This is a genomic window from Pseudoalteromonas rubra (genome assembly GCF_000238295.3).
Classification (GTDB): Bacteria; Pseudomonadota; Gammaproteobacteria; order Enterobacterales; family Alteromonadaceae; genus Pseudoalteromonas; species Pseudoalteromonas rubra.
The window spans coordinates 11867-33500 of sequence record NZ_AHCD03000030.1; the positions used below are offsets into that span (position 1 = coordinate 11867).

Sequence of the window (21634 nt, forward strand, 5' to 3'; positions counted from 1 at the left end):
ATTGATTTAAGAATTTACGTGTGGGGGTCTCCTGAAAGCTTTTCTGCTTCCAAGATCAAGATTGATGTTATGAAAAAGACAGAACTGAAAAAAATTGTTGAAAGTTATGGGTTTAAAAAAGGCCCGTCGGTTGATAGTTCTCTTATATATTTTTATGGTGTCGATGAACGACACTCGATAGGGATAATTATATCTAATCATAAAGTTGTGGATGTACCTCAAATTCAGTACGGTATTTATGATCGTTACCTAGCAAAGGTATGGCGGAAAGTTAGTGATTTTGATATGGCGGAAGACTACTGTTTAACAATACAGCACCCATTGAATTATCGGGTTTTGCGAGATGGCAGGGTGCTGCCTATTGAACAAGTCTTTGATGAAAAGTTCTTTAGAGCTTTCATAGAAAGCTTTATAGAAAAAAAAGATGAGTTAGTTGAACAGTATGCTGCTTCACTAAATAGCTTTAATTATCCGGAACCTCTAATTCCTGAAGAGAACTTTTTTGAAGCACTTACTAAGAACCAAGGCGTGTACTTTGGGTTTATGTTTAAGTTGTCTAATGGGGAAAGAGTTACGCTGGATGATATTGAAGTACAAAGAGATGAATTGAAAAAACAGTATGGACTAAAAGGGTTTATAAAGAGAGATCTAGCGCTTCTAGAAAGTTATATACATAGTAACGAGGACAGTCACCAAGGCTGATCTTGAAACTGCCCACAATTGGCCTGTGAATTTACGGACGTTTGTGAAAATAAACGGTTTACTAGGAGGTAATATGGGGAACCCTCTGGGAGTTGTTCTCTTAATTGTTGCAGTTGGAATTTTTTTGTATGGTGCAAAATGTATGTTGACTTTTTTCACCGGGTTTTGGGGGAAGAAAGAGCTAACAGGAGGCTTCCTGTTAAAAGGTATTGTTTCACTCATCGCTGCATTTTTCATATTCATTGTTATAACTAGTAACTCGGAATACTTTGAATTGAAGCGCACTGAGCCTAATTCTGTTAGGTTCAAGGCATAGCAGCCCTTGTGTTTAAATAGTAGTTTGTATCAAACATCCAGCTCCAAGGCAGCTGCAACAACCTTAAAGATGAGCATCAGGAAAAACAACCGGGCGTCAGACAACGCCCAGCTAGTTCTAACATAACCTACCGCTTAAAAATCCCTCTCATCGGGCCTAACAGGTTATTCGGGTCGAACCAGTTTTTCAGTATTTTCAGTAAAAACCACTTTCTGTGGTAATGCTTTTTCCAGTCTCTTGAGCTCATGGGGATAGCACCCACCGGATACTGGAAGCCGCCTAGCGCCCGTGCGCCTTCGTAAATGCTTCTGTTAGCCTGGGTGAGTTGTTCAACCCGCTCGGGTGTGGGTGGAATGGCGGTACGCATCAAGGAGAAGTAAACGAACTTGTCTTCTTCAGGCACGCTGAAAAACAAGCTGCCAAACGCATCTCTTTGCTGCATCGACATCAATACCGGGCCTGCGACATCATTGGGGGGTGTATTGGCCAGGGTATCTTCAATAAATGCCTGGGCTTTTGATGCAGGTATTAGCAGCGGGCACCAGGGATGGGGCAATGTCCAAAGTCCGGCCGCTTTAAGCTGTTCCACCACAGGTGCCAGACGGTTCAGGAACGTAAAATAAGGCAGATCCTGAATGACTTCTTCTCCATACACAAAATTCAAGCCGTCGAGCAGCTCGGCATCAACGGGAGGGGTATCCGGCTCAAAGTACTTAGCCAGTTGCATGACATAGCGCCAGCCACCGGCTGGATCGGGCTCTGCGCCACCCTGAACGCCATCAAAAACCCCTTCGTCCAGCAGGCGTTGATTGTCATTTAAGTAATGCGCTAAGTCATCATAAACCAGTTGGTAGGCTCTGACCTGGCTGGGGGCTGGCTCCAGTTCAAAGCCGGCCTCTACAATGATACCGAGCTGACCTAGCCCGCCTTTCATTGAATGGAATAGCATGCTGTTTTGGTATGGCGAGCAGGTGATTAAACGCCCGTCACCGGTAATGACTTTGAGGTGGCAGATATTATCGGCCATGCAGCCATGTTTGAAAGACTGCGCACCCAGACCGCCCACCGCCAGGGTTCCGCCAACACTCAAATCAACAAAGTCTGTGACAATCGGTAACCCCAAGTTGAGCGGTACGGTTTTGCTGAGTAAATCAATCCAGCGAGCGCCAGCCTGGGCAGTAATTTGTTGATTGTTAACGTCGTAGACATCCGATAATGTCACCATGTCAATGACAACGCCACCCTGGGTTTGCGTTTCCCCATTGGTAGAATAGCCTTGCCCTTTTACCGCCACTTTTATATCGTGCTGGTTGGCAAACTGGACCATCTCGATGATGTCCTGATAGCTGGCTGGTTTTAAAATCGCCCGGGACACATAGCGATGAATGTGGCCAAAATCGTCGGCGGCTTCGTTTAGGCTGGTTTCATCTGTGATCAGTTCACCTTCGAACACCGGAAAGTTATCGGCTAACACCTCTGGGGGTAAAGTGAGTAAATCTGTTTCATTTGCCCAGCTTTGACTTTGCAAGTTAAACCCAACAACCAGGCTACCTACCCCTATTTTCTTAATAAAGTCTCTGCGAGATGATTCTTTAATCATACATTCTCCTTATCTTGCTGACGCAAAACGGTAAGCTCAAAATCCGATTTAGTACTGAGAAACTCGCGCTTAATGCAGGCCCGTATTCAGTGGTTGTTGCCCCGGTATTCAAGTGGCAGCTGCTTATATGTGCTTACTCCTGACACAGAGCCTCAGCGCTTGGTAAATATGTGTATTGGATATGTTCAGTACCATTAAATGTCTGAATTCAGGCAAGTCCTGCATCAGCGGCACTTACCTTACAGTGTGCGACGAACAGGATTTATTTAACGCGTTAGCCGCAATATCACTATATCAATATAAACATAAAGTTTACAAGTTTTTAACCAAAGAAGAAGAGCCAATAGAACAATGGTGGGTGGAGGTGGGGAGCTCTGTGCCTATCGCCCCGTGCAGTGCATCAGGGCGCAGGCTGTGTATAAAGGTTGTTTCAACCTTGTCAGACCATAGGCTCAAGCACCTCTTCTGGCCTGCCATCTTGTGTGACTTTACCGTCTTTAATTTCAATAATGCGATCCATCATAGCGAGCACGTTATAAGAGTGCGCAACCGATATCACGGTTTTGCCCTTCATCAGTGTTTTGAGAGACGCGATAAACTCAGCTTTAAGCACCGGGTCCAGGGCGCTGGTTGCTTCGTCCAGTAAGAGGATTTTTTTATCTCTGAGTATTGCTCTGGCCAATGCCAGGCGCTGCCGCTGGCCACCCGACAGTTGCCCGCCATTTTCTCCAATAAAGGCCGATAAGCCTGTGCGACCCCGGGCGTCAGTGTAGTTTTCTACAAACGTCAGGGCATTGGCCTGTGCCAGGGCTTGTTTCACAGCCTCCCGGCTGACGTTATTCAAACCGAACGCCACATTTTCATAAATGCTTTGGTTAAACAGGCCGATATCCTGGTTCAAAAAGCTAATCTCACCGCATACTTTGTCTGTTGGGTAGTCTTCGATGTTTTTACCATCAATATAAATCGCGCCCGCTTCAATTTCGTCAATGCCGGCAAGCATATTCAGCAGCGACGATTTACCCGCACCGGAAGGGCCGATGATCCCGACTTTTTCACCGGCTTTGATTTTTAAAGACAGGTCGGTGAACAGCGGCGCTTTGTTCTCATAGCCAAACTCCACCTGTTTAAAGGTGATTTTGCCGTTCGGGACATTAAAGTTGCCTTCGTCTTCTATGGGTTCTACATCTTCCAAAAATTCGTTGACGACCTCTCTGCCCACCGTAACCTGACCCCAGGAGACAAAGAAGGCATCAAACTCGTCCTGACACCATTCTGACAACGATATCACCCGGTAAACCAGGGCAAGCACCATGGAAAACTCACCAATTGAAATGCTGCCCTGCATCCACAGCTGCAAACACAATGCGCCCGTACCGACCACTAACAGACCATTGAGCAGGCCAACCACAGAGGCAAAGTTAGAGAACACACGGAATTCCTTCGCCACCACTCTGCGGTGTCGGGTGGCCCATTTCTCGGCGAACTGTTGTTCATAATCGGCGTTAGAAAGCATTTTTACGGTGCGGATACGCGCAAAACGCTCGGTGAACTTCCCGGTGATCTGTGCGCAACTTTCTGCTTCGAGTCGGTTGGTGGTTTTGGCTTTGGGGATCCATTGCCCCAGCAACATCGCTAAAAACAGGCCGGTCCAGATCAGGAATGGCAGTGCCAGCCAGCCGTCAATGTTGCCCACATAAAATAGCAATGCCCCCAGAAACGCCAGTAAAAATCCGGCAAACCCACAAAACTGCAATACCACATCGATGATAGCCTCAGAGGTATCCACTATGACAATGGCGGTTGCGCCAGGATCATCTTCTTCGTGGTAACTGGCAGGAGAGGCAATCAGGGTACGATACAATTTTATGATGGTATTTTTTTGCAGGTTTGGTCCGAGCAACTGATGAAACACCAGGTTTTTAATCAGGGTGATGGTGGGGATCACCACGGCGATGGCCACTGCGACGAGGGCCAGCGTGTGCCCTTTGTCATTGAGCTGTACGCTACCGCTTGCGCTATCCAGCCAGTCGACTAAGTCGCCTAAAAAGTCGAACGTCACAATCTGTAACAGGCCACCCAGCAAAGAAATAATAAAGGCGATGGCTATCCAGCCAGAGAACTCTTTGGTGCACTGGCGAATAAACGGCAGGTTGTGCTCTGCTGGTGTTAACTGGCTGTCAAAGGTGTCTTTGTGGCCTAATTTCTCAAATAGCTTAAATAGTGATTTCATTGTGTTGTGTGGTACCTGGGCGGATCGGGTTTTGCTCTGGCTGTGTTGCCGGAACCTGGCACAAATAAGCCACTGGCACGAGGACAGGGTGTCGTGACAGTGGCTCTGAGTGTGATGGTAATTTACCTTTATGTCATGCAGGAGAAAGGCTTATTCGTCATCGTCACTCTGATTGGAGGTTGCCGGGGTGTAGTCATCCCAGTCTCCGGCTTCTGGCATCGACAGCTCATCCACGTTTTCGCACTTCACGGCCTGATTGACGTACTCCCGCATGTCTTTTGACAGGAAGAAGGCACCAAAGTGGGCCTCAGGTGAATAGTACTTAGTGTGAATGTCGGCCTGAGTAAAGCGTGATTCCAGTTCATCAAGCGACAGTGTGTTTATAGTGCCACTGCGTGTTGCCCAGATAAAAGCATGAGAGCCGCCAAAGTAGTCGTAACAGCCACCCATATAAATGCCCGCAGGGTTGTTAAATGCCTGGGTTAAACGCGACACCATAGATTGCATCATGTAAGGTTCAAAATACGGTGTACCGCCTTGTGCGACCAAAATCCCGTTTTGTTTCAATGCAGTTAAGCAATTGCCAAAGAAAGACTGGGTAAACAGGGTTTCTGATGCGCCGCCATCTGGATCTGCTGCATCCAGGATGATGAGATCAAAGCAATCACTGTACTGAGAGATGATTTCTGCGCCATCTCCTATGCGCAAGACAAACCTGGGGTCATCAAATGCGCCGTTGTTGATCTCGGGTAAAAACTCGCGGCTTAATTGAATGATTTGCTCATCAATATCCACCATCACGACGTTTTCGACGCTCTTATGCTTTAGGACTTCACGGGCACTGCCGCCGTCTCCGCCACCCACAATCAGCACGTTTTTAATTTTGCCGTGAAACAGGATTGGGACATGCGCCATCATTTCATGATAAATGTGCTCACCCTTGGTGGTGACCTGAATACCATCGTCTATGCGCATTACTTTACCCAGATGGCGGGTTTCGAAGATGCTGACATCCTGGAACTCGGTTTCTACGTCGACCAAATCTTTTTCTGAACGAAGTGCAATGTGAACGCCACTTGTCATTTGCTCGTAATGCCAATTAATTTTAGTCATGTGCGTGAATACTCCGTTGTTATGCGGTTTTTAGGGTTGCGTGTAACTGGTTATCTAACAGGGGCTGAAATGCTCCGTTGCGACTCACTGATCCACCCCGGGTGAGGGTATTAATGACCATTCGGCCCGGCTGAAAACACGCCTCTATTACCGGCAGGCACAGTTCAGGCTGCGCTTCACCGCACATAAAAATGTCCATGGCAGCAAAGTTGTACTCTGGCCAGGTGTGAATAGAAATATGGCTTTCGGCCAGAATGATCATCCCCGACACACCGCCATTGGTTTCAAATGGGTGTAAATGGGTTTTCAGAACGGTGGCGTTTGCAGCGTTGGCACACTCAATCATCATCTTTTCTATGTGCGCTTCACCTATCAGGTTAGACGCATCAAACAGGTCGACAATAATGTGCTGACCCAAAGGGTAAACCGACTGTGACTCTGATGAGGGGATAGTCATATGTTTCCTTAATGCTGAGTGTAATTGCCGCTTGGCTGGCCAGGCGCTGTCCAGTGTGTTTGAACTGGTACAGACCAATTTTCAAGCATCGGGTATACCGCAATTGATGGCCAGTGAAACAAGCATGTTGTGAATGCAGACATTCCATCATTGAAATGTGCAACGAGTGTGGAGTCAGGCATGCATGCTGAAGCAGGCGGGTTAGTACGCAGTAGGTGGTTATTACAGTTCTTATAAAAAACACAATGGGTTCATAAAGTTGTGACTTCACAAATCAAGCAGGTTGGGCCAGGATAAGCACTGAAAAATGATGTGTTGTTTTGACTAGGTGTTTAAATAAGCCGGACAATGCGCGTTTAACGCGATGAATCGTCGTCGAGGACCACGCTACAAAGGAGCACTGTCATTGAAAGTTTTTGTCTTTGGAAAGCGGTTGACCCCTAAAGCAGGCGGTGGTGGTTTAATGGATGCTGTACTATCAGCGACCAGTATGTAAGTGGAAGGTAGTTCCAATGAATAAGAAACTGTTGCTTTTGAAGCTTCCAATGAGTGTTGCGATCGTACTTTGTACAAAAGGAGGTTACTTTTTAGGAGTGCCTCTTTTTGCTATATATTACTTCTTATCCTATCGAAAGGTTATTGAATCGAAAGAATTTACTGAACATGACAAAAGGCTTTTTAAAAAAACGCCGTATTGCATCGCCGTTGCTGCGCTGGGTGGCGGTTTAGAAAGCTTGTTCATATACGGGATTGCAGGCGTATGGTACGTGTACTATTTATTGAGTCTTGACCCTGAAGCTGATAATGAAAAACAGCACCACTGACAGCTGCTTAAATCAGGCGCTTATCGAGTGCATATTTGTGCAATAGTGCCCGAGCGATGTTCACAAGAGTGAGGGATTCGTTTTCGGGCATAAAAAAACCGTCCACAATGGGACGGTTTTTTTAAAAGCAATGGCGGAGAAGGAGGGATTCGAACCCTCGATAGGGCTACAAACCCTATACTCCCTTAGCAGGGGAGCGCCTTCAGCCACTCGGCCACCTCTCCGGCGCAAAAACTTGAAAATGGCGGAGAGATAGGGATTTGAACCCTAGATACGCTATTAACGTATGCCGGTTTTCAAGACCGGTGCTTTCAACCACTCAGCCATCTCTCCATGGGCAACGATAATACTTAGCGAATTTAGCGCTGTAAATAGTTTTTGAATTGTTTGCTTAAATTTTGTACGGATAAGTGCAGTTTTTTACGACTTTGACCGATTTATGGCCGGTTGGGTGTATTTTATGATATTGAAATAGAGGTAATGAGGGGGAAGAGGGCATGAACGGTTGGGGGAGCTCATGCCCGAGGCAGACTTACTTATACATAACCACCTGACTTAACATCAGTTGTTTACCCATGTTATTTAACCAAGCCGTTAGTTTAAAGCGACGCTTGATGACTGGCGCTTCGACTGTGTTTAGGGTGGTTTGCGTGTTGCTGCACGCTGCAGCTGAATTAAGCATGTCTGACTCCTCAAGATCTTTTAATGTAATGATTGTCTGTATCGACATGGTTATTTTGCGTGCATTGTGGCTAAAAATAAAACGATAAAAATTGCTGGTGACGGATTAAAAAAACTAATGTAAATAAGGTTTTTATATCCTATTTAGATGTGGGTTTTATTTTTTATTCACTTTTATGAATACGTGATTGTTGATTTTTTCGTTTTATTTTTAGTTATTTATCGTTTTGATTTTAATTTTCCCGAATTTGTTTTGGGTAATTATTCAGATAAATTGATTTTGTTGTTTTGGGGGTTGTTTGTTAGTTGTATATAAACCGGGAAGTGGGCGAAAATTGCAACGCCATGTACGTTGGTTACGCGCGCAGGCTGAGCAACGCCAGATCACCCTCAGCTGGTATGAGACAACCGGATTTTATGGCCGGGATTATGACGCGATCCGGTTGCTGCTCCAGGTTGAGTCGGCGGTTGTGGTGGTCGGGGGTGATGGGACCATCAACCTGGTTGTCAATGCGATGTGTGGATCATCGGCTCAGCTGGCATGTCTGCCTGCGGGCACGGGCAATGATTTTTGCCGTCAGTTTGGTTACACAGAAAAGCAATGGCGCGCGACGGTCTTTTCATCACACTGTATCGCATTAGACCTGGGCGCAATAGGCGAGCGCTGTTTTGTGAATATTGCCGGAGTAGGATTTAATGCAGATGTTGTGCAAAGCCTGCGAGGACAAAAGCATGGCGGGGCACTGAGCTATGTCTGGGGCGGTCTCAAGCAGTTGTTTTGTGCGCCAACTATTGAGCTCAAAACGGCTCAGGGCAGGGGCTTAACACGCGCAAAAACTTGAAAATGGCGGAGAGATAGGGATTTGAACCCTAGATACGCTATTAACGTATGCCGGTTTTCAAGACCGGTGCTTTCAACCACTCAGCCATCTCTCCATGGGCAACGATAATACTTAGCGAATTTAGCGCTGTAAATAGTTTTTGAATTGTTTGCTTAAATTTTGTACGGATAAGTGCAGTTTTTTACGACTTTGACCGATTTATGGCCGGTTGGGTGTATTTTATGATATTGAAATAGAGGTAATGAGGGGGAAGAGGGCATGAACGGTTGGGGGAGCTCATGCCCGAGGCAGACTTACTTATACATAACCACCTGACTTAACATCAGTTGTTTACCCATGTTATTTAACCAAGCCGTTAGTTTAAAGCGACGCTTGATGACTGGCGCTTCGACTGTGTTTAGGGTGGTTTGCGTGTTGCTGCACGCTGCAGCTGAATTAAGCATGTCTGACTCCTCAAGATCTTTTAATGTAATGATTGTCTGTATCGACATGGTTATTTTGCGTGCATTGTGGCTAAAAATAAAACGATAAAAATTGCTGGTGACGGATTAAAAAAACTAATGTAAATAAGGTTTTTATATCCTATTTAGATGTGGGTTTTATTTTTTATTCACTTTTATGAATACGTGATTGTTGATTTTTTCGTTTTATTTTTAGTTATTTATCGTTTTGATTTTAATTTTCCCGAATTTGTTTTGGGTAATTATTCAGATAAATTGATTTTGTTGTTTTGGGGGTTGTTTGTTAGTTGTATATAAACCGGGAAGTGGGCGAAAATTGCAACGCCATGTACGTTGGTTACGCGCGCAGGCTGAGCAACGCCAGATCACCCTCAGCTGGTATGAGACAACCGGATTTTATGGCCGGGATTATGACGCGATCCGGTTGCTGCTCCAGGTTGAGTCGGCGGTTGTGGTGGTCGGGGGTGATGGGACCATCAACCTGGTTGTCAATGCGATGTGTGGATCATCGGCTCAGCTGGCATGTCTGCCTGCGGGCACGGGCAATGATTTTTGCCGTCAGTTTGGTTACACAGAAAAGCAATGGCGCGCGACGGTCTTTTCATCACACTGTATCGCATTAGACCTGGGCGCAATAGGCGAGCGCTGTTTTGTGAATATTGCCGGAGTAGGATTTAATGCAGATGTTGTGCAAAGCCTGCGAGGACAAAAGCATGGCGGGGCACTGAGCTATGTCTGGGGCGGTCTCAAGCAGTTGTTTTGTGCGCCAACTATTGAGCTCAAAACGGCTCAGGGCAGGGGCTTAACACAGGGCATGATGTTACTTCTGGCTAATGGCCGTTTTTTTGCTGCCGGGCTGCAACCTGCGCCTTTAGCACAGTTGCAGGATGGTCAACTGGAGTGTGTGTGGTTTTCTGCCAAAACTTGGTGGCAGCGGCTGATTGTGTTTGCGGCGATGCTGATGGGATGCCATCAGCGCTTACCCTGGGTGCACCGGGAAAAGCGCACCCAGCTGGATATTGTGACGTCAGGGCTGGCCGTGGAGGCAGACGGCGACCTGGTAGCCACAACGCCAGTGACGATCCGCAGCCTGCCTGGGGCCATACAACTCAGGAATTTGCCCGGGACGGCGTCGTCGGACTGAGCCAGGCGCGAATACGCTGGTACGGAGTGAGCACAATGGCGTTACCAATCAGCACCAAAGAGAAGCCGATAAAGGTGTTGAGCTGCCAAACAAACCCTTCAAACCAGGTGCTGAGTGTCACTGCGACCAGTGGAAACAGCACAATCAGGTAGCTGGCTTTTTCCGGGCCAATGTTTTTTAGCAAGTGGAAGTAACAGGCAAACGCGATCACCGTGCCAAACACCGACAAGTACAATAATGACCCCCAATATTGCGCATCGGCCTCAATACTAAACTGTAATGGGCTGAACGCCACATAGCCGCCTAAAAATAGCGCGCTATACAGCATACCCCAGGCATTTCCCTGCAACACCCCGATCTGGCGATTGGAATTACGCACACTGACCATGTTGCCGAGCGAGGCGATAAACATACCAGCCAGTGCCAGCAGTAACCCGATGAAAGCGTCGCTGTTGAGATCGGCATTGATCAAGTCCTGCCAAAATAAGCTGACGATGCCACCGAGTCCCAGTGCTGCACCAAGGTAGATGCGACCCATGGGCAACGATAATACTTAGCGAATTTAGCGCTGTAAATAGTTTTTGAATTGTTTGCTTAAATTTTGTACGGATAAGTGCAGTTTTTTACGACTTTGACCGATTTATGGCCGGTTGGGTGTATTTTATGATATTGAAATAGAGGTAATGAGGGGGAAGAGGGCATGAACGGTTGGGGGAGCTCATGCCCGAGGCAGACTTACTTATACATAACCACCTGACTTAACATCAGTTGTTTACCCATGTTATTTAACCAAGCCGTTAGTTTAAAGCGACGCTTGATGACTGGCGCTTCGACTGTGTTTAGGGTGGTTTGCGTGTTGCTGCACGCTGCAGCTGAATTAAGCATGTCTGACTCCTCAAGATCTTTTAATGTAATGATTGTCTGTATCGACATGGTTATTTTGCGTGCATTGTGGCTAAAAATAAAACGATAAAAATTGCTGGTGACGGATTAAAAAAACTAATGTAAATAAGGTTTTTATATCCTATTTAGATGTGGGTTTTATTTTTTATTCACTTTTATGAATACGTGATTGTTGATTTTTTCGTTTTATTTTTAGTTATTTATCGTTTTGATTTTAATTTTCCCGAATTTGTTTTGGGTAATTATTCAGATAAATTGATTTTGTTGTTTTGGGGGTTGTTTGTTAGTTGTATATAAACCGGGAAGTGGGCGAAAATTGCAACGCCATGTACGTTGGTTACGCGCGCAGGCTGAGCAACGCCAGATCACCCTCAGCTGGTATGAGACAACCGGATTTTATGGCCGGGATTATGACGCGATCCGGTTGCTGCTCCAGGTTGAGTCGGCGGTTGTGGTGGTCGGGGGTGATGGGACCATCAACCTGGTTGTCAATGCGATGTGTGGATCATCGGCTCAGCTGGCATGTCTGCCTGCGGGCACGGGCAATGATTTTTGCCGTCAGTTTGGTTACACAGAAAAGCAATGGCGCGCGACGGTCTTTTCATCACACTGTATCGCATTAGACCTGGGCGCAATAGGCGAGCGCTGTTTTGTGAATATTGCCGGAGTAGGATTTAATGCAGATGTTGTGCAAAGCCTGCGAGGACAAAAGCATGGCGGGGCACTGAGCTATGTCTGGGGCGGTCTCAAGCAGTTGTTTTGTGCGCCAACTATTGAGCTCAAAACGGCTCAGGGCAGGGGCTTAACACAGGGCATGATGTTACTTCTGGCTAATGGCCGTTTTTTTGCTGCCGGGCTGCAACCTGCGCCTTTAGCACAGTTGCAGGATGGTCAACTGGAGTGTGTGTGGTTTTCTGCCAAAACTTGGTGGCAGCGGCTGATTGTGTTTGCGGCGATGCTGATGGGATGCCATCAGCGCTTACCCTGGGTGCACCGGGAAAAGCGCACCCAGCTGGATATTGTGACGTCAGGGCTGGCCGTGGAGGCAGACGGCGACCTGGTAGCCACAACGCCAGTGACGATCCGCAGCCTGCCTGGGGCCATACAACTCAGGAATTTGCCCGGGACGGCGTCGTCGGACTGAGCCAGGCGCGAATACGCTGGTACGGAGTGAGCACAATGGCGTTACCAATCAGCACCAAAGAGAAGCCGATAAAGGTGTTGAGCTGCCAAACAAACCCTTCAAACCAGGTGCTGAGTGTCACTGCGACCAGTGGAAACAGCACAATCAGGTAGCTGGCTTTTTCCGGGCCAATGTTTTTTAGCAAGTGGAAGTAACAGGCAAACGCGATCACCGTGCCAAACACCGACAAGTACAATAATGACCCCCAATATTGCGCATCGGCCTCAATACTAAACTGTAATGGGCTGAACGCCACATAGCCGCCTAAAAATAGCGCGCTATACAGCATACCCCAGGCATTTCCCTGCAACACCCCGATCTGGCGATTGGAATTACGCACACTGACCATGTTGCCGAGCGAGGCGATAAACATACCAGCCAGTGCCAGCAGTAACCCGATGAAAGCGTCGCTGTTGAGATCGGCATTGATCAAGTCCTGCCAAAATAAGCTGACGATGCCACCGAGTCCCAGTGCTGCACCAAGGTAGATGCGACCCGCAATAGGCTTGGCAAAAAACAATCGGGTATTGATGATATTGGCGACCAGCAGCAGTGAAAAGGCAATGGAGGCCATCGCGGAGGTCAGGCTGCCTTGCGCCCAGTACAGGAAAAGGTAATTTAAGCCAAAGTTACCCAGTGCCAGCAGCATAAAGAAGCCATGATCTGTGAGTGAGTATCGCATCGGCGGGCGTTTGATCAACACATAACACCACATACAGGCGGCAGAGATTGCGAAGCGGTAAAACAAAGAGACCACTTCGTCTACCGTGCCCAGCTGGAACTCGATCGCCAGCCAGGTGGAGCCCCAGATCAGGACGGTAATCGTATACAGAAAAACGTTATTCATTCTTTTAACTCACAAGAAGGACTAGTCAGCGTGGCCAGTTTAGCGATATATTCTGTACATGCCAGATACAAAAAATGTGTTTTTACACCTATACAGATGAGTCATTCAACTTTGAAGCCTGATTACTTATATCAGCAAGTGATTACCGTAATACGTGACATGGTCGAGCAGGAGCTGCTCAACCCGGGCGATAAATTACCGTCGCTAAGGGCCATGGCAAGCCGCTTGCGGGTCAGTATTCCCACCGTTCAGCAGGCTTACCAGCACCTTGAAATGTCGGGTCAGATTGTGGCGCGTGAGAAGTCGGGTTATTTTTTGCAAGATGGTCAACAGGCGGCGACACCGCAGCGCAGCAAATTACCGGCCAAACCTGTGATGGTAAACAAGCAGCAGTTAATTGAGCACGTGTACGAGGGGATCCATCTGTCAAATGTTGCTCCGCTGGGGCTGGCAAACCCGGTTGCAGCGTCAAGTCCGCAACAGGCGCTGGCCAGAAGTATGCGCCAGGCAATGCGACAGGCTCAGACGCGTATGCTGGACTATGGGGCCATTGATGGCCTGCAGATGCTTAAAGCGCAGGTGGTGCAATATTATCTGGCACTGGGACTCACGGTAAATAGTGATGAGCTGATCATCACCAATGGTGCCCAGGAAGCGATAGCCATTGCGCTACAGTGTGTCACTCAGCCCGGAGACATCGTGGCTATTGAGTCACCCTGTTACTTTGGGATTGTTGAGTTGGTCGAAAATCTCGGTCTGAAAGCGATCGAAATTCCCGTTTGTCCGGATGATGGCATTTGGCTCGATGATCTCAGTGCCGCTCTGGCGCGGCATCCGATCAAGGCCTGTCTGTTCTCAACCAGTATCAATAATCCACTGGGCAGTCAGATGCCTGAATCTCGTATGCAGCAGTTGTTGCAGCTGCTCCGTGCGCACGATGTGGTGCTGATCGAAGACGATGTATATGGAGACCTGTATTTTGGTGAGCAAAGAGTCAGGCCTGCGCAGTGCTTTGCACAGCCGGGTGAGGTATTGACCTGCTCGTCGTTTTCCAAGACCGTGGCGCCAGGCTATCGCGTTGGCTGGATGCTGGCAGGGCCGCACAGTGCCCGGGCAAAGCGTTTTAAGCGGGCACTGAGTTGCTCTGCACCTATGATGAATCAATGGGCGCTGGCGGATTTTATGGCCAGTGGTGAGTTTCAGCGTCATTTGCGACAACTGCGTAAGCGCTTGTTTGATAATAAACAAAAGATGCGTCTGGCGGTTCAGAAGTACTTTCCTGACCATGTGCGTGTTAGTGACCCCAAAGGTGGCTGTGTTTTATGGCTGGACCTGGGGGAAGAATATGACGGTGGGCTGTTCTTTCAGCTGGCCCTGCAGGCGGGGATCAGTGTTGCACCTGGCGCGATATTCAGTGCTTATGAGCGGTACCGCAGTTGTGTGCGGATCAGCTATGGTCTGCCCTGGTGCGACAAGATGGAAGGCTATGTGCGCACCCTGGGCGAGTTGGTGGTCCTGGCAAAAAAGCAGCCACACCTGTGATAAGCAGTTAGCTTAGACAAGTGTGGCTGACTGCACAGGGATAACCGGGGCTTAGCGATAAGCGAATAACTGATACCCTTCCATCTGAGGGATCATTGCACTGAGCTGTGATTCCTGCTCTGCAATGGTTTTGAAGTTGCCACACAGCGCATCGGCCTGCTGCTCCAGCATGTCTGCCTGTTGTGCAACTTTTTGTTCAATTTCGGCGCCGAGGTTTTCCATGCGTTGCTCGAATCGCGCCATATCGCCACCTGAGCTGACCATTTCAGAGCCAATAGCAACCAGCAGGCTGCCTATGGACTCCATCATGGCACCTTCAATGGCTTGCTCAATTTTCTCTTCAAACTGATGCTCAAAGTGTTCACCAAAGTCATTAAAGGTTTGCTCACCCATCACAAAAGTACCTTGCTGATAAAACGCCCCCTCAATTTCGGTATGCAGCTCATCCATCAGGCCTGATAGTGACTCGAAATTGTGCAGGTTAAAGGCGCTGGCGACTTCTTCAATGGCGACGCCGGCCAGTTCCACGCCTTGTAATGCAATACTGGCGACTTTGGGCAGCTCGCCTCGCAGCGTATCCGCATACGTTTGCATCGCCATGCGCTCATCCTGACTCAGCTGCACCGGTTGATCTGCAATATAAAGAAAGCCCTGAGCATCTATCATCAACGGCTGGCCAGAGCCGTTTTTGATGTACACCTGATCAGGTGTAATGTGCACGTCGTTTTTAAAATCGACGGCACATTCATCTGTACTGACAGAAAAGTGGCTGTCTGAATGGGCAGCGACCTGGGTGGACAAAACCAGAGTTGAAGCAAGCAGCATGGTTTTCATAATGTGTTCCTTGATGTGTTGATGACCAGTATGGAATAACAAGAACAGTGCCACTTTATTATGTTATTGAAAAATTTGGGTTTTTGTTATTTTAGTCTCTGAGGTGCGATTTCACTTTGTTAGTAATATGACCAAAAAGTGGTGATTTTAGCCAGAGTCTTTGATGGAGGAATTAGCAATAAAAAATTTTTATCGTATAGATAAAAAAGACTTGCTTTTCAGCGCCAGCTTTTAGCGCTAAATACTAACTTATGCAGCGTCATCATAGTGTGAACTGCTGGACCATTTAGCATAATTAAGTTTGGAGCTCATCGTGGGTAAAACATTTTCCTATGATCCGTTAGATGATGATTATGAAGACGACTTCGGGTCGTTGGATAAAGAACTACAGGCACAGCAAAAGAAGCAGGTGAAACGTCGCCTGGATGATTATCTGGAGCAAAAGCGTCTGAAGCGTAATCTTGGTGAGGACGATTTAGACTTTTTTGATGACTAAGCCGACGTGGCTTGTGGATGAGAGCCTGGGTGCACAGAACATGCGTGCCGCGATGCAGGCCACATAATAAGGCAGCGGAGGCTGCCTTATTGCTATTTATTGCTTAGTCTTTAAATGAATTGTGGCAATCTTTACAGCCTTTTGCCCAGTTCTTGAATGCTGCGCCGATCACTTTTTTGTCGCCTGACTCTGCTGCAACAGCCAGCTTTTGTGCGTAATCTGCAAAAGCTTGTGCCTTTTTATCAAACGTTGCTCGGTCAGACCAGATTGCAGGTAATGCGTCGGTTGCCCCTTTGTCTGAACCTGCCGGGAAGGCTTCCCATGGCATTGCTGATAAATGTGCTGCATTGTTAGCACGTTGCTTAAACCGCTCTGCATCAAACGGGACTTTGCCTTTCAGCATGTCGCCCATATCACCAATCTGATAACGGATCAGTTGAAATGCTGCTTTACGGTATTCAATAGCGTCTTCTGGTTTTTCGAATAATGAACTTGCCTGTACGTTCAAAGACAGTCCGGTTAATAAACTTGTTAATAATAGTGTAATTCTCATTTCGACCCCTTAATTAAAAAAAACTGCCCCTTTTCTATGTCTTTACAAAAGATATTGCAAGTCTCTTAGACGAGTTCGGAATTATGAACTACATTTGATACTCAATTTGTGTGTATTTTGTTCATCTTGCTTTACAACAGCCTCAATATGACAACATTATTGCGGGTTGGTTTACGTTCGTTTACAGTTTTAAAATTCTTAATAAACAGTAGGTTGCAAAGAGAGTTGTGATTTGAATGAAAAGTTTGTAACTTCTTTGTTTGTTTAATATTGTAATTAACAGCCGAGTCACACTATATTGATGGGCGAATCTACTCTCTAAAACTAAAAGAAACATCTTTTACACAACAAGTCCTAGGGGAAACTATGGCCAAGTATTCATTTAAAGCCACCGCGGTAGCATCTGCTGTCTCAGGTGCATTGATGGCAGCATCTGCAACGGCTGCGACCGCACAAGTTCAACCAAGCACATCACTTAAAGCCAGCCAGGTTGCTTTCGAGCAAGGCAACACCGCTGAAGCGCGCACCAACGCCTACCTGGTTGTGATGAAACAAAACACAGCGGTAGACCTGGTCGCAAAAGGTGTATACAGCGAAGCGGCAGCAAAGCACACATTTGCCAGCGTACAGGCTGCTCAGTCTAACCTAAGACAGCAAATTCAACAGCTTGATTCAGGTGCAAAGGTACTTGGTTCAACGAAAGTATTGGCTTCTACTCTGATTGTTGAAGCATCAGACAGCACACTAGACAAACTACGTAACAATGCAGCGGTTGAGCGCATTCTACCACTGAGAGATTCTCGACTGTTTGTTGAAGAAAGCTCGGGCTACATCGGTGCTGACTCAGTAAAACAAAATCTGGGCGTAACTGGTGAAGGGGTTAAGGTTGCTGTATTAGATACTGGTATCGATTACACGCACAAAGTATTTAACGAAGCGGCTGGTACTGTAGAGGCGTATGAAGCCGAAGCAGCTGATCCGACTACAGTTGCTTGGCCACAAGGTCAGGTAAAAGGCGGTTACGACTTTGTACGTGATGACGCTGACCCGATTGAAGATGATCCAAGATACCGTGCAGACGCGAGTGACGAAGATGAGCTGACTGATCACGGTACACACGTTTCACACGACGTAACGGGTATTGCACCTGACGTTGAATTGTATGTGTATTCTGTATGTGGCGGCGGTTGTACCTGGGCTGCACAGATCAGTGCACTTGAAGCGGCAATGGATCCAAATGGTGACGGCGACATCAGTGACCGTGTTGACCTGATGAACATGTCACTGGGTGGCGAGTTTGGTAATACCTACACAGGCGACGGTACGCAATACCTGATCCAGCGTGCGGTAGAGCTGGGTACTAACATGATCATCGCGGCCGGTAACGACGACGACATTCCGTTCCGTGTTGGTGGTCCAAGTACAACTCCTAACGCAATATCTGTGGCGTCTTTGACTCACCCTACACATGAAAGCTTGTTTGGTGAAGGCACCATGGCTGGTGCAGAAACTGTGATCCAGCCTGCCAGCTTTGGTCCGCAAGAAGCGTTTAATTTTACACAAGACGACGCTGAACTGGTTTATCCAAGCGAAAACCAAAACGGTTGTACAATTTACCCTGGTGAGGATGAGCCAGACGCAGAACCTGTAAATCCTTTTGCTGACATGGACTTTGCTGGTAAAGCCGTGCTTATTGACCGTGGTGCTTGTGCCTTCACAGAGAAAGTACTTAACGCACAGGAAAAAGGTGCGGTACTGGTACTGATTGCGAACAATAACAATGATGGCTCTCCTGCTCCTATGGGTGGTAGCGATGCTTCAGTGACCATTCCATCAGTAGGTATCAACTTTGAGGCAGGTGATGCCCTTAAGAACCAACTACGTGATGGCGCGGCAACTTATAGCGTAAGCGGTGTGCTGAAAGCAACGACCGGCGGCGTATCTGACTTCTCTTCACGTGGTCCTTCAATGGACGGTTTGTTGAAGCCTGAAATTGCGGCACCTGGTTCAAGCATTTTAGCGGCAGCGCCGTCTACTGGTGACCAGCTGCACAGAATGTCTGGTACATCTATGGCGAGCCCAATTGTGGCGGGTGCCGTGGCACTGATGAAAGAAGGTCGTCCTGAGCTGGATGCTTTTGAAATCAAAGCCATGCTGATGAACACAGCCAACCTGGATATCCATGTTGATTCACTGAATGTTGATCCTGAGTCACCACTGGCGCCAATCAGCCGTATCGGTGCGGGTCTGATTGATGTTGAAAAAGCGATGGCATCGCCGGTTGCTGCATGGAACTGGGTTTCTGAATATGAAACAAATCAAGGTGCATTGTCGTTTGGCTATGACCAACTTGAAGAAGAGACAACCTACACTAAAACGGTTGAGCTGAAGAACTTCTCTGATGCACCTAAGACTTATGAACTTCGCATCGAAGCGCGTTATGAAAATGATGAAGATGCTGGTGCACTAAGCTGGGAGTACCCAGAAGAAGTTACAGTACCAGCGGGCCAGACGATTGCGTTTGACGTATCTGTGACAGTTGATCCTGCTAAGCTACCTGAGTGGGGTATGACTAACCCGCTATCAGCTGATGAACTTGGTCCTCGTACTGCTGCTTTGACCCTGTCAGAAATGGACGGAGCACTGGTATTCAATGACGTTGAAACAGAAGGTGACCACGACCTGCACATGGTTTACCACATGTTGCCTAAAGCGCATGTTGGCCTTGATCTACACCATGAAATGGTTAACGGCGAGCCGATGCTTGTTGCCATGAACAACGGTTTCAGAACAGTTAACCCGCTGTCAGATCAACTGGTTGCAGTTGGTGAAGAAGCGAGTGAAGAAGAAAAAGCCTTTAATATCCTGGGTACAACGTTCAATGTGTTTGCATCAGAAGGGTGTGCAGATACAGGCCTATTCTTTACAGCATCAATGAAATTACGTGATGATGTAACGCATCTGCGTCAGGCTGGTTATCACATGAACTTTGATACCAATAATGACGGCACTTTTGACTATGCACTGGCGATTTACAATGATGTAGGCCGCAGCGCTGCAGTACCTGGCCGTGGTCGTACCGTATCAGGCCCAATTGTTGATGGTGCACCAGCATGGAGATTCCTGACGGGTATGTTCCATGAAACAGGTTCTAGCACAGTGACATTCTCTGGTTGTACCGACATTATTGGTCTGACTGCCGATGAATTAGGCAACGAAATCAGCATCGAAGCGCAGGTTGGTTGGGATAACTACCAGCTTGGCATCAGCACGGTAACTGATTCATTGACTGGTAATACAATCTTCGGTACTTCAGCTGCAACGCTCGTGGATGCAGATGGCAACGCTGTGAGAGAGCTGGCACCAGGTGAGAAAGCTTATGTGAATACAGAAGCTCCATTTGCAATTGCAGACGCAAGCGGAACTGAAATTCTGGCAGCCGTAACTGAAGAAGTACTGGCTGGTCCTGATGCGGCAACACCTCCTATGATTATCAGCGCGATGCATGAGACGCCTGAGCATACAGAAACAGGTACGGTATTAGGTCAGGTAGAGCTTGAAGAGCAAGAAGGCACAGTCGATGTTTCTGAGTTCTATGTTCGCTTCCAGTCAAACGAAGGTATCACAGTAACTAAAGAAGGTGACATTGTTGTAACCAACGGTGACCTGTTAGATTACGATGCTGGCGTACATCAGGTTGAGCTGGTTGTTGTAGCGATTGACGTACAAGGTAACGTATCTGAGCAAGGTTACATCACAGTGATGATCACCAACGAAGCAGATACTGTCGAAGAGCAGACGCCAGTTATTGCAGCAGACCAGAGCTTTGAAGTGATGGAAAATGCTGAAGAAGGTACTGAAGTTGGCATGCTGATGGTAATGGACCAGGACGATGACCTTGTGTCTTTCAGCATTGAAGGCAGCGATTCTTTTGCAATCGATGAAGAAGGTTACATCACGGTTGTTGGTCCTATCGACTACGATGCAAGCGACATGATCACTGTTAAGGTTACTGCGCACGATGAAGCGGGTAACATGTCTGAGCCAGTAGAAGTGGTGTTCTATGTACTTGAAGACGAGTATGAAGGTACGCCAATGGTTGAAATGAACCAACGTTTCACCGTAAATGAAAATGCGGCAATCGGCACTGAGATTGGCCGACTAGCATTCTCTGATGTTGATGGTGATGTGACTCAGTTCGCAGTGACAGGTACTAACCTGGTGTCTATTGACGAAGACGGTATCATCACTGTAGCTGGCGACATTGACTTTGAGTACGAGCGTGTAATCAAGTTCAACGTTGTGGCTGTGGATGAGATGGGTAAATCGTCTGACCCTGTGATGGTTGAAGTTCGTGTGAACGACCTGACAGGTGGTGATGACAATGATGACGACGACTCAGGTTCACTGGCTTGGTTGACGTTACTAGCAGCACCGTTTGCAGCACTACGTCGCCGCAAGCGCAAGTAAGCAACTAATACATCATTAGTTGAAGAAGCCGCCCCGGGGTAACCCGGGGCGGTTTTTTTATGGGCGTTTTATGGTGTTGGTTGATTGGGGCGCGTGGGGATCATGCCTTGCAGCTGATGCGCAGAGCACGGACAAAACGTAATTCCAATTTGCTTAATTAAGTGATCAATTTTGAGGCGAGAAAATAGGGTCGATAACACCGCTCCCGCGTCCTGCTACTGCTGAGGCACCTACATCCATGTAGGCGAGGCAAAAATTTGTGAACCTATGTCTAAGGTATAAGGTTCTAAATGAGAAATTTTAATGCTGTTAGCGTCCTATTTGCTCCTTCAAATAGACCAGGTATTAAGTGAAATTGGTATAAGGTGGTGATGTCGGGCTGCTTTTACAGCCCGACGAAGGGGTCTAAGGTGTATAGCCGGGATGATTTAAG

18 protein-coding genes, 3 tRNA genes and 1 pseudogene are annotated in these 21634 nt (G+C 47.4%); 8 read left to right on the forward strand and 14 right to left on the reverse strand.

Annotation, left to right across the window (positions count from 1 at the left end):
• Positions 1–69 precede the first annotated feature (69 nt).
• Complete coding sequence (locus tag PRUB_RS07035) at positions 70–702, forward strand: hypothetical protein (RefSeq protein ID WP_155946210.1); 633 nt, start codon at positions 70–72, stop codon at positions 700–702.
• Between the two features lie 443 nt (positions 703–1145).
• On the opposite strand, the gene PRUB_RS07040 is transcribed toward PRUB_RS07035, so the two are convergent.
• The 4 genes from PRUB_RS07040 to speD all read right to left on the reverse strand — a co-directional run bounded on the left by PRUB_RS07040 (position 1146) and on the right by speD (position 6421).
• On the reverse strand, positions 1146–2618 hold the full coding sequence (locus PRUB_RS07040; RefSeq protein WP_010387033.1) for an FAD-binding protein: 1473 nt from the start codon (positions 2616–2618) through the stop codon (positions 1146–1148).
• A gap of 439 nt (positions 2619–3057) precedes the next feature.
• A complete protein-coding gene (locus tag PRUB_RS07045; RefSeq protein ID WP_010387034.1) occupies positions 3058–4851 on the reverse strand; it encodes an ABC transporter ATP-binding protein in 1794 nt (597 codons plus the stop codon).
• A gap of 150 nt (positions 4852–5001) precedes the next feature.
• A complete protein-coding gene (gene speE / locus PRUB_RS07050) occupies positions 5002–5964 on the reverse strand; it encodes a polyamine aminopropyltransferase (protein WP_010387035.1) in 963 nt (320 codons plus the stop codon).
• Between the two features lie 19 nt (positions 5965–5983).
• Positions 5984–6421 carry an adenosylmethionine decarboxylase gene (speD, locus tag PRUB_RS07055; protein WP_010387036.1) on the reverse strand — a complete coding sequence of 146 codons (438 nt, stop codon included), beginning with the start codon at positions 6419–6421 and terminating at the stop codon, positions 5984–5986.
• Between the two features lie 512 nt (positions 6422–6933).
• On the opposite strand from speD, the gene PRUB_RS07060 reads away from it, so the two are divergent.
• Positions 6934–7245 (forward strand): hypothetical protein, encoded by a 312-nt coding sequence (locus tag PRUB_RS07060; RefSeq protein WP_010387037.1) that lies wholly within the window; start codon positions 6934–6936, stop codon positions 7243–7245.
• A 131-nt stretch (positions 7246–7376) separates the two neighbouring features.
• On the opposite strand, the gene PRUB_RS07065 is transcribed toward PRUB_RS07060, so the two are convergent.
• The 3 genes from PRUB_RS07065 to PRUB_RS07075 form a co-directional block, all read right to left on the reverse strand.
• A tRNA-Ser gene (locus PRUB_RS07065) sits at positions 7377–7469 on the reverse strand.
• Between the two features lie 18 nt (positions 7470–7487).
• Positions 7488–7578: transfer RNA gene (locus PRUB_RS07070), tRNA-Ser, on the reverse strand.
• A 199-nt stretch (positions 7579–7777) separates the two neighbouring features.
• The gene (locus PRUB_RS07075) at positions 7778–7927 is read right to left on the reverse strand and encodes a hypothetical protein (protein ID WP_155946211.1); all 150 of its coding nucleotides are present in this window, start codon (positions 7925–7927) and stop codon (positions 7778–7780) included.
• 298 nt (positions 7928–8225) lie between these two features.
• Here PRUB_RS07075 and PRUB_RS07080 point away from each other — a divergent pair, with 298 nt between their 5' ends.
• A complete protein-coding gene (locus tag PRUB_RS07080) occupies positions 8226–8768 on the forward strand; it encodes a diacylglycerol/lipid kinase family protein (RefSeq protein ID WP_198452335.1) in 543 nt (180 codons plus the stop codon).
• 3 nt (positions 8769–8771) lie between these two features.
• Here the strand turns inward: PRUB_RS07080 and PRUB_RS07085 are convergent.
• Positions 8772–8862 (reverse strand) — tRNA-Ser (locus PRUB_RS07085).
• A gap of 199 nt (positions 8863–9061) precedes the next feature.
• Complete coding sequence (locus PRUB_RS07090) at positions 9062–9211, reverse strand: hypothetical protein (RefSeq protein WP_155946211.1); 150 nt, start codon at positions 9209–9211, stop codon at positions 9062–9064.
• A 298-nt stretch (positions 9212–9509) separates the two neighbouring features.
• Between PRUB_RS07090 and PRUB_RS07095 the strand changes: the two genes are divergently transcribed.
• Positions 9510–10373 carry a diacylglycerol/lipid kinase family protein gene (locus PRUB_RS07095; protein ID WP_040644520.1) on the forward strand — a complete coding sequence of 288 codons (864 nt, stop codon included), beginning with the start codon at positions 9510–9512 and terminating at the stop codon, positions 10371–10373.
• Here PRUB_RS07095 and PRUB_RS07100 read toward each other — a convergent pair.
• Together PRUB_RS07100 and PRUB_RS07105 are read right to left on the reverse strand one after the other, a co-directional pair.
• Positions 10339–10905: pseudogene (locus tag PRUB_RS07100) on the reverse strand (DMT family transporter); the annotation flags it as partial. The gene PRUB_RS07095 and the pseudogene PRUB_RS07100 sit on opposite strands and share 35 nt — an antisense overlap.
• Before the next feature lie 203 nt (positions 10906–11108).
• The gene (locus PRUB_RS07105) at positions 11109–11258 is read right to left on the reverse strand and encodes a hypothetical protein (RefSeq protein ID WP_155946211.1); all 150 of its coding nucleotides are present in this window, start codon (positions 11256–11258) and stop codon (positions 11109–11111) included.
• A 298-nt stretch (positions 11259–11556) separates the two neighbouring features.
• Between PRUB_RS07105 and PRUB_RS07110 the strand changes: the two genes are divergently transcribed.
• Complete coding sequence (locus PRUB_RS07110; protein WP_040644520.1) at positions 11557–12420, forward strand: diacylglycerol/lipid kinase family protein; 864 nt, start codon at positions 11557–11559, stop codon at positions 12418–12420.
• Here the strand turns inward: PRUB_RS07110 and PRUB_RS07115 are convergent.
• Positions 12386–13306: a DMT family transporter gene (locus PRUB_RS07115; protein WP_010387039.1), complete on the reverse strand. Its 921-nt coding sequence runs from the start codon at positions 13304–13306 to the stop codon at positions 12386–12388. The two genes, PRUB_RS07110 and PRUB_RS07115, sit on opposite strands and share 35 nt — an antisense overlap.
• Positions 13307–13402: 96 nt before the next feature.
• On the opposite strand from PRUB_RS07115, the gene PRUB_RS07120 reads away from it, so the two are divergent.
• Positions 13403–14848 (forward strand): aminotransferase-like domain-containing protein, encoded by a 1446-nt coding sequence (locus PRUB_RS07120; protein ID WP_040644524.1) that lies wholly within the window; start codon positions 13403–13405, stop codon positions 14846–14848.
• A 51-nt stretch (positions 14849–14899) separates the two neighbouring features.
• On the opposite strand, the gene PRUB_RS07125 is transcribed toward PRUB_RS07120, so the two are convergent.
• A complete protein-coding gene (locus PRUB_RS07125) occupies positions 14900–15682 on the reverse strand; it encodes a DUF2884 family protein (RefSeq protein ID WP_010387041.1) in 783 nt (260 codons plus the stop codon).
• Between the two features lie 313 nt (positions 15683–15995).
• On the opposite strand from PRUB_RS07125, the gene PRUB_RS07130 reads away from it, so the two are divergent.
• Positions 15996–16178 carry a PA3496 family putative envelope integrity protein gene (locus PRUB_RS07130; RefSeq protein WP_010387042.1) on the forward strand — a complete coding sequence of 61 codons (183 nt, stop codon included), beginning with the start codon at positions 15996–15998 and terminating at the stop codon, positions 16176–16178.
• Between the two features lie 103 nt (positions 16179–16281).
• Here the strand turns inward: PRUB_RS07130 and PRUB_RS07135 are convergent, their stop codons facing one another.
• A complete protein-coding gene (locus PRUB_RS07135) occupies positions 16282–16731 on the reverse strand; it encodes a c-type cytochrome (protein WP_010387043.1) in 450 nt (149 codons plus the stop codon).
• A gap of 366 nt (positions 16732–17097) precedes the next feature.
• On the opposite strand from PRUB_RS07135, the gene PRUB_RS07140 reads away from it, so the two are divergent.
• Entirely contained in the window at positions 17098–21201 is a 4104-nt protein-coding gene (locus PRUB_RS07140; RefSeq protein ID WP_010387044.1) for a S8 family serine peptidase, read from the forward strand.
• The last annotated feature ends 433 nt before the right edge of the window (positions 21202–21634 follow it).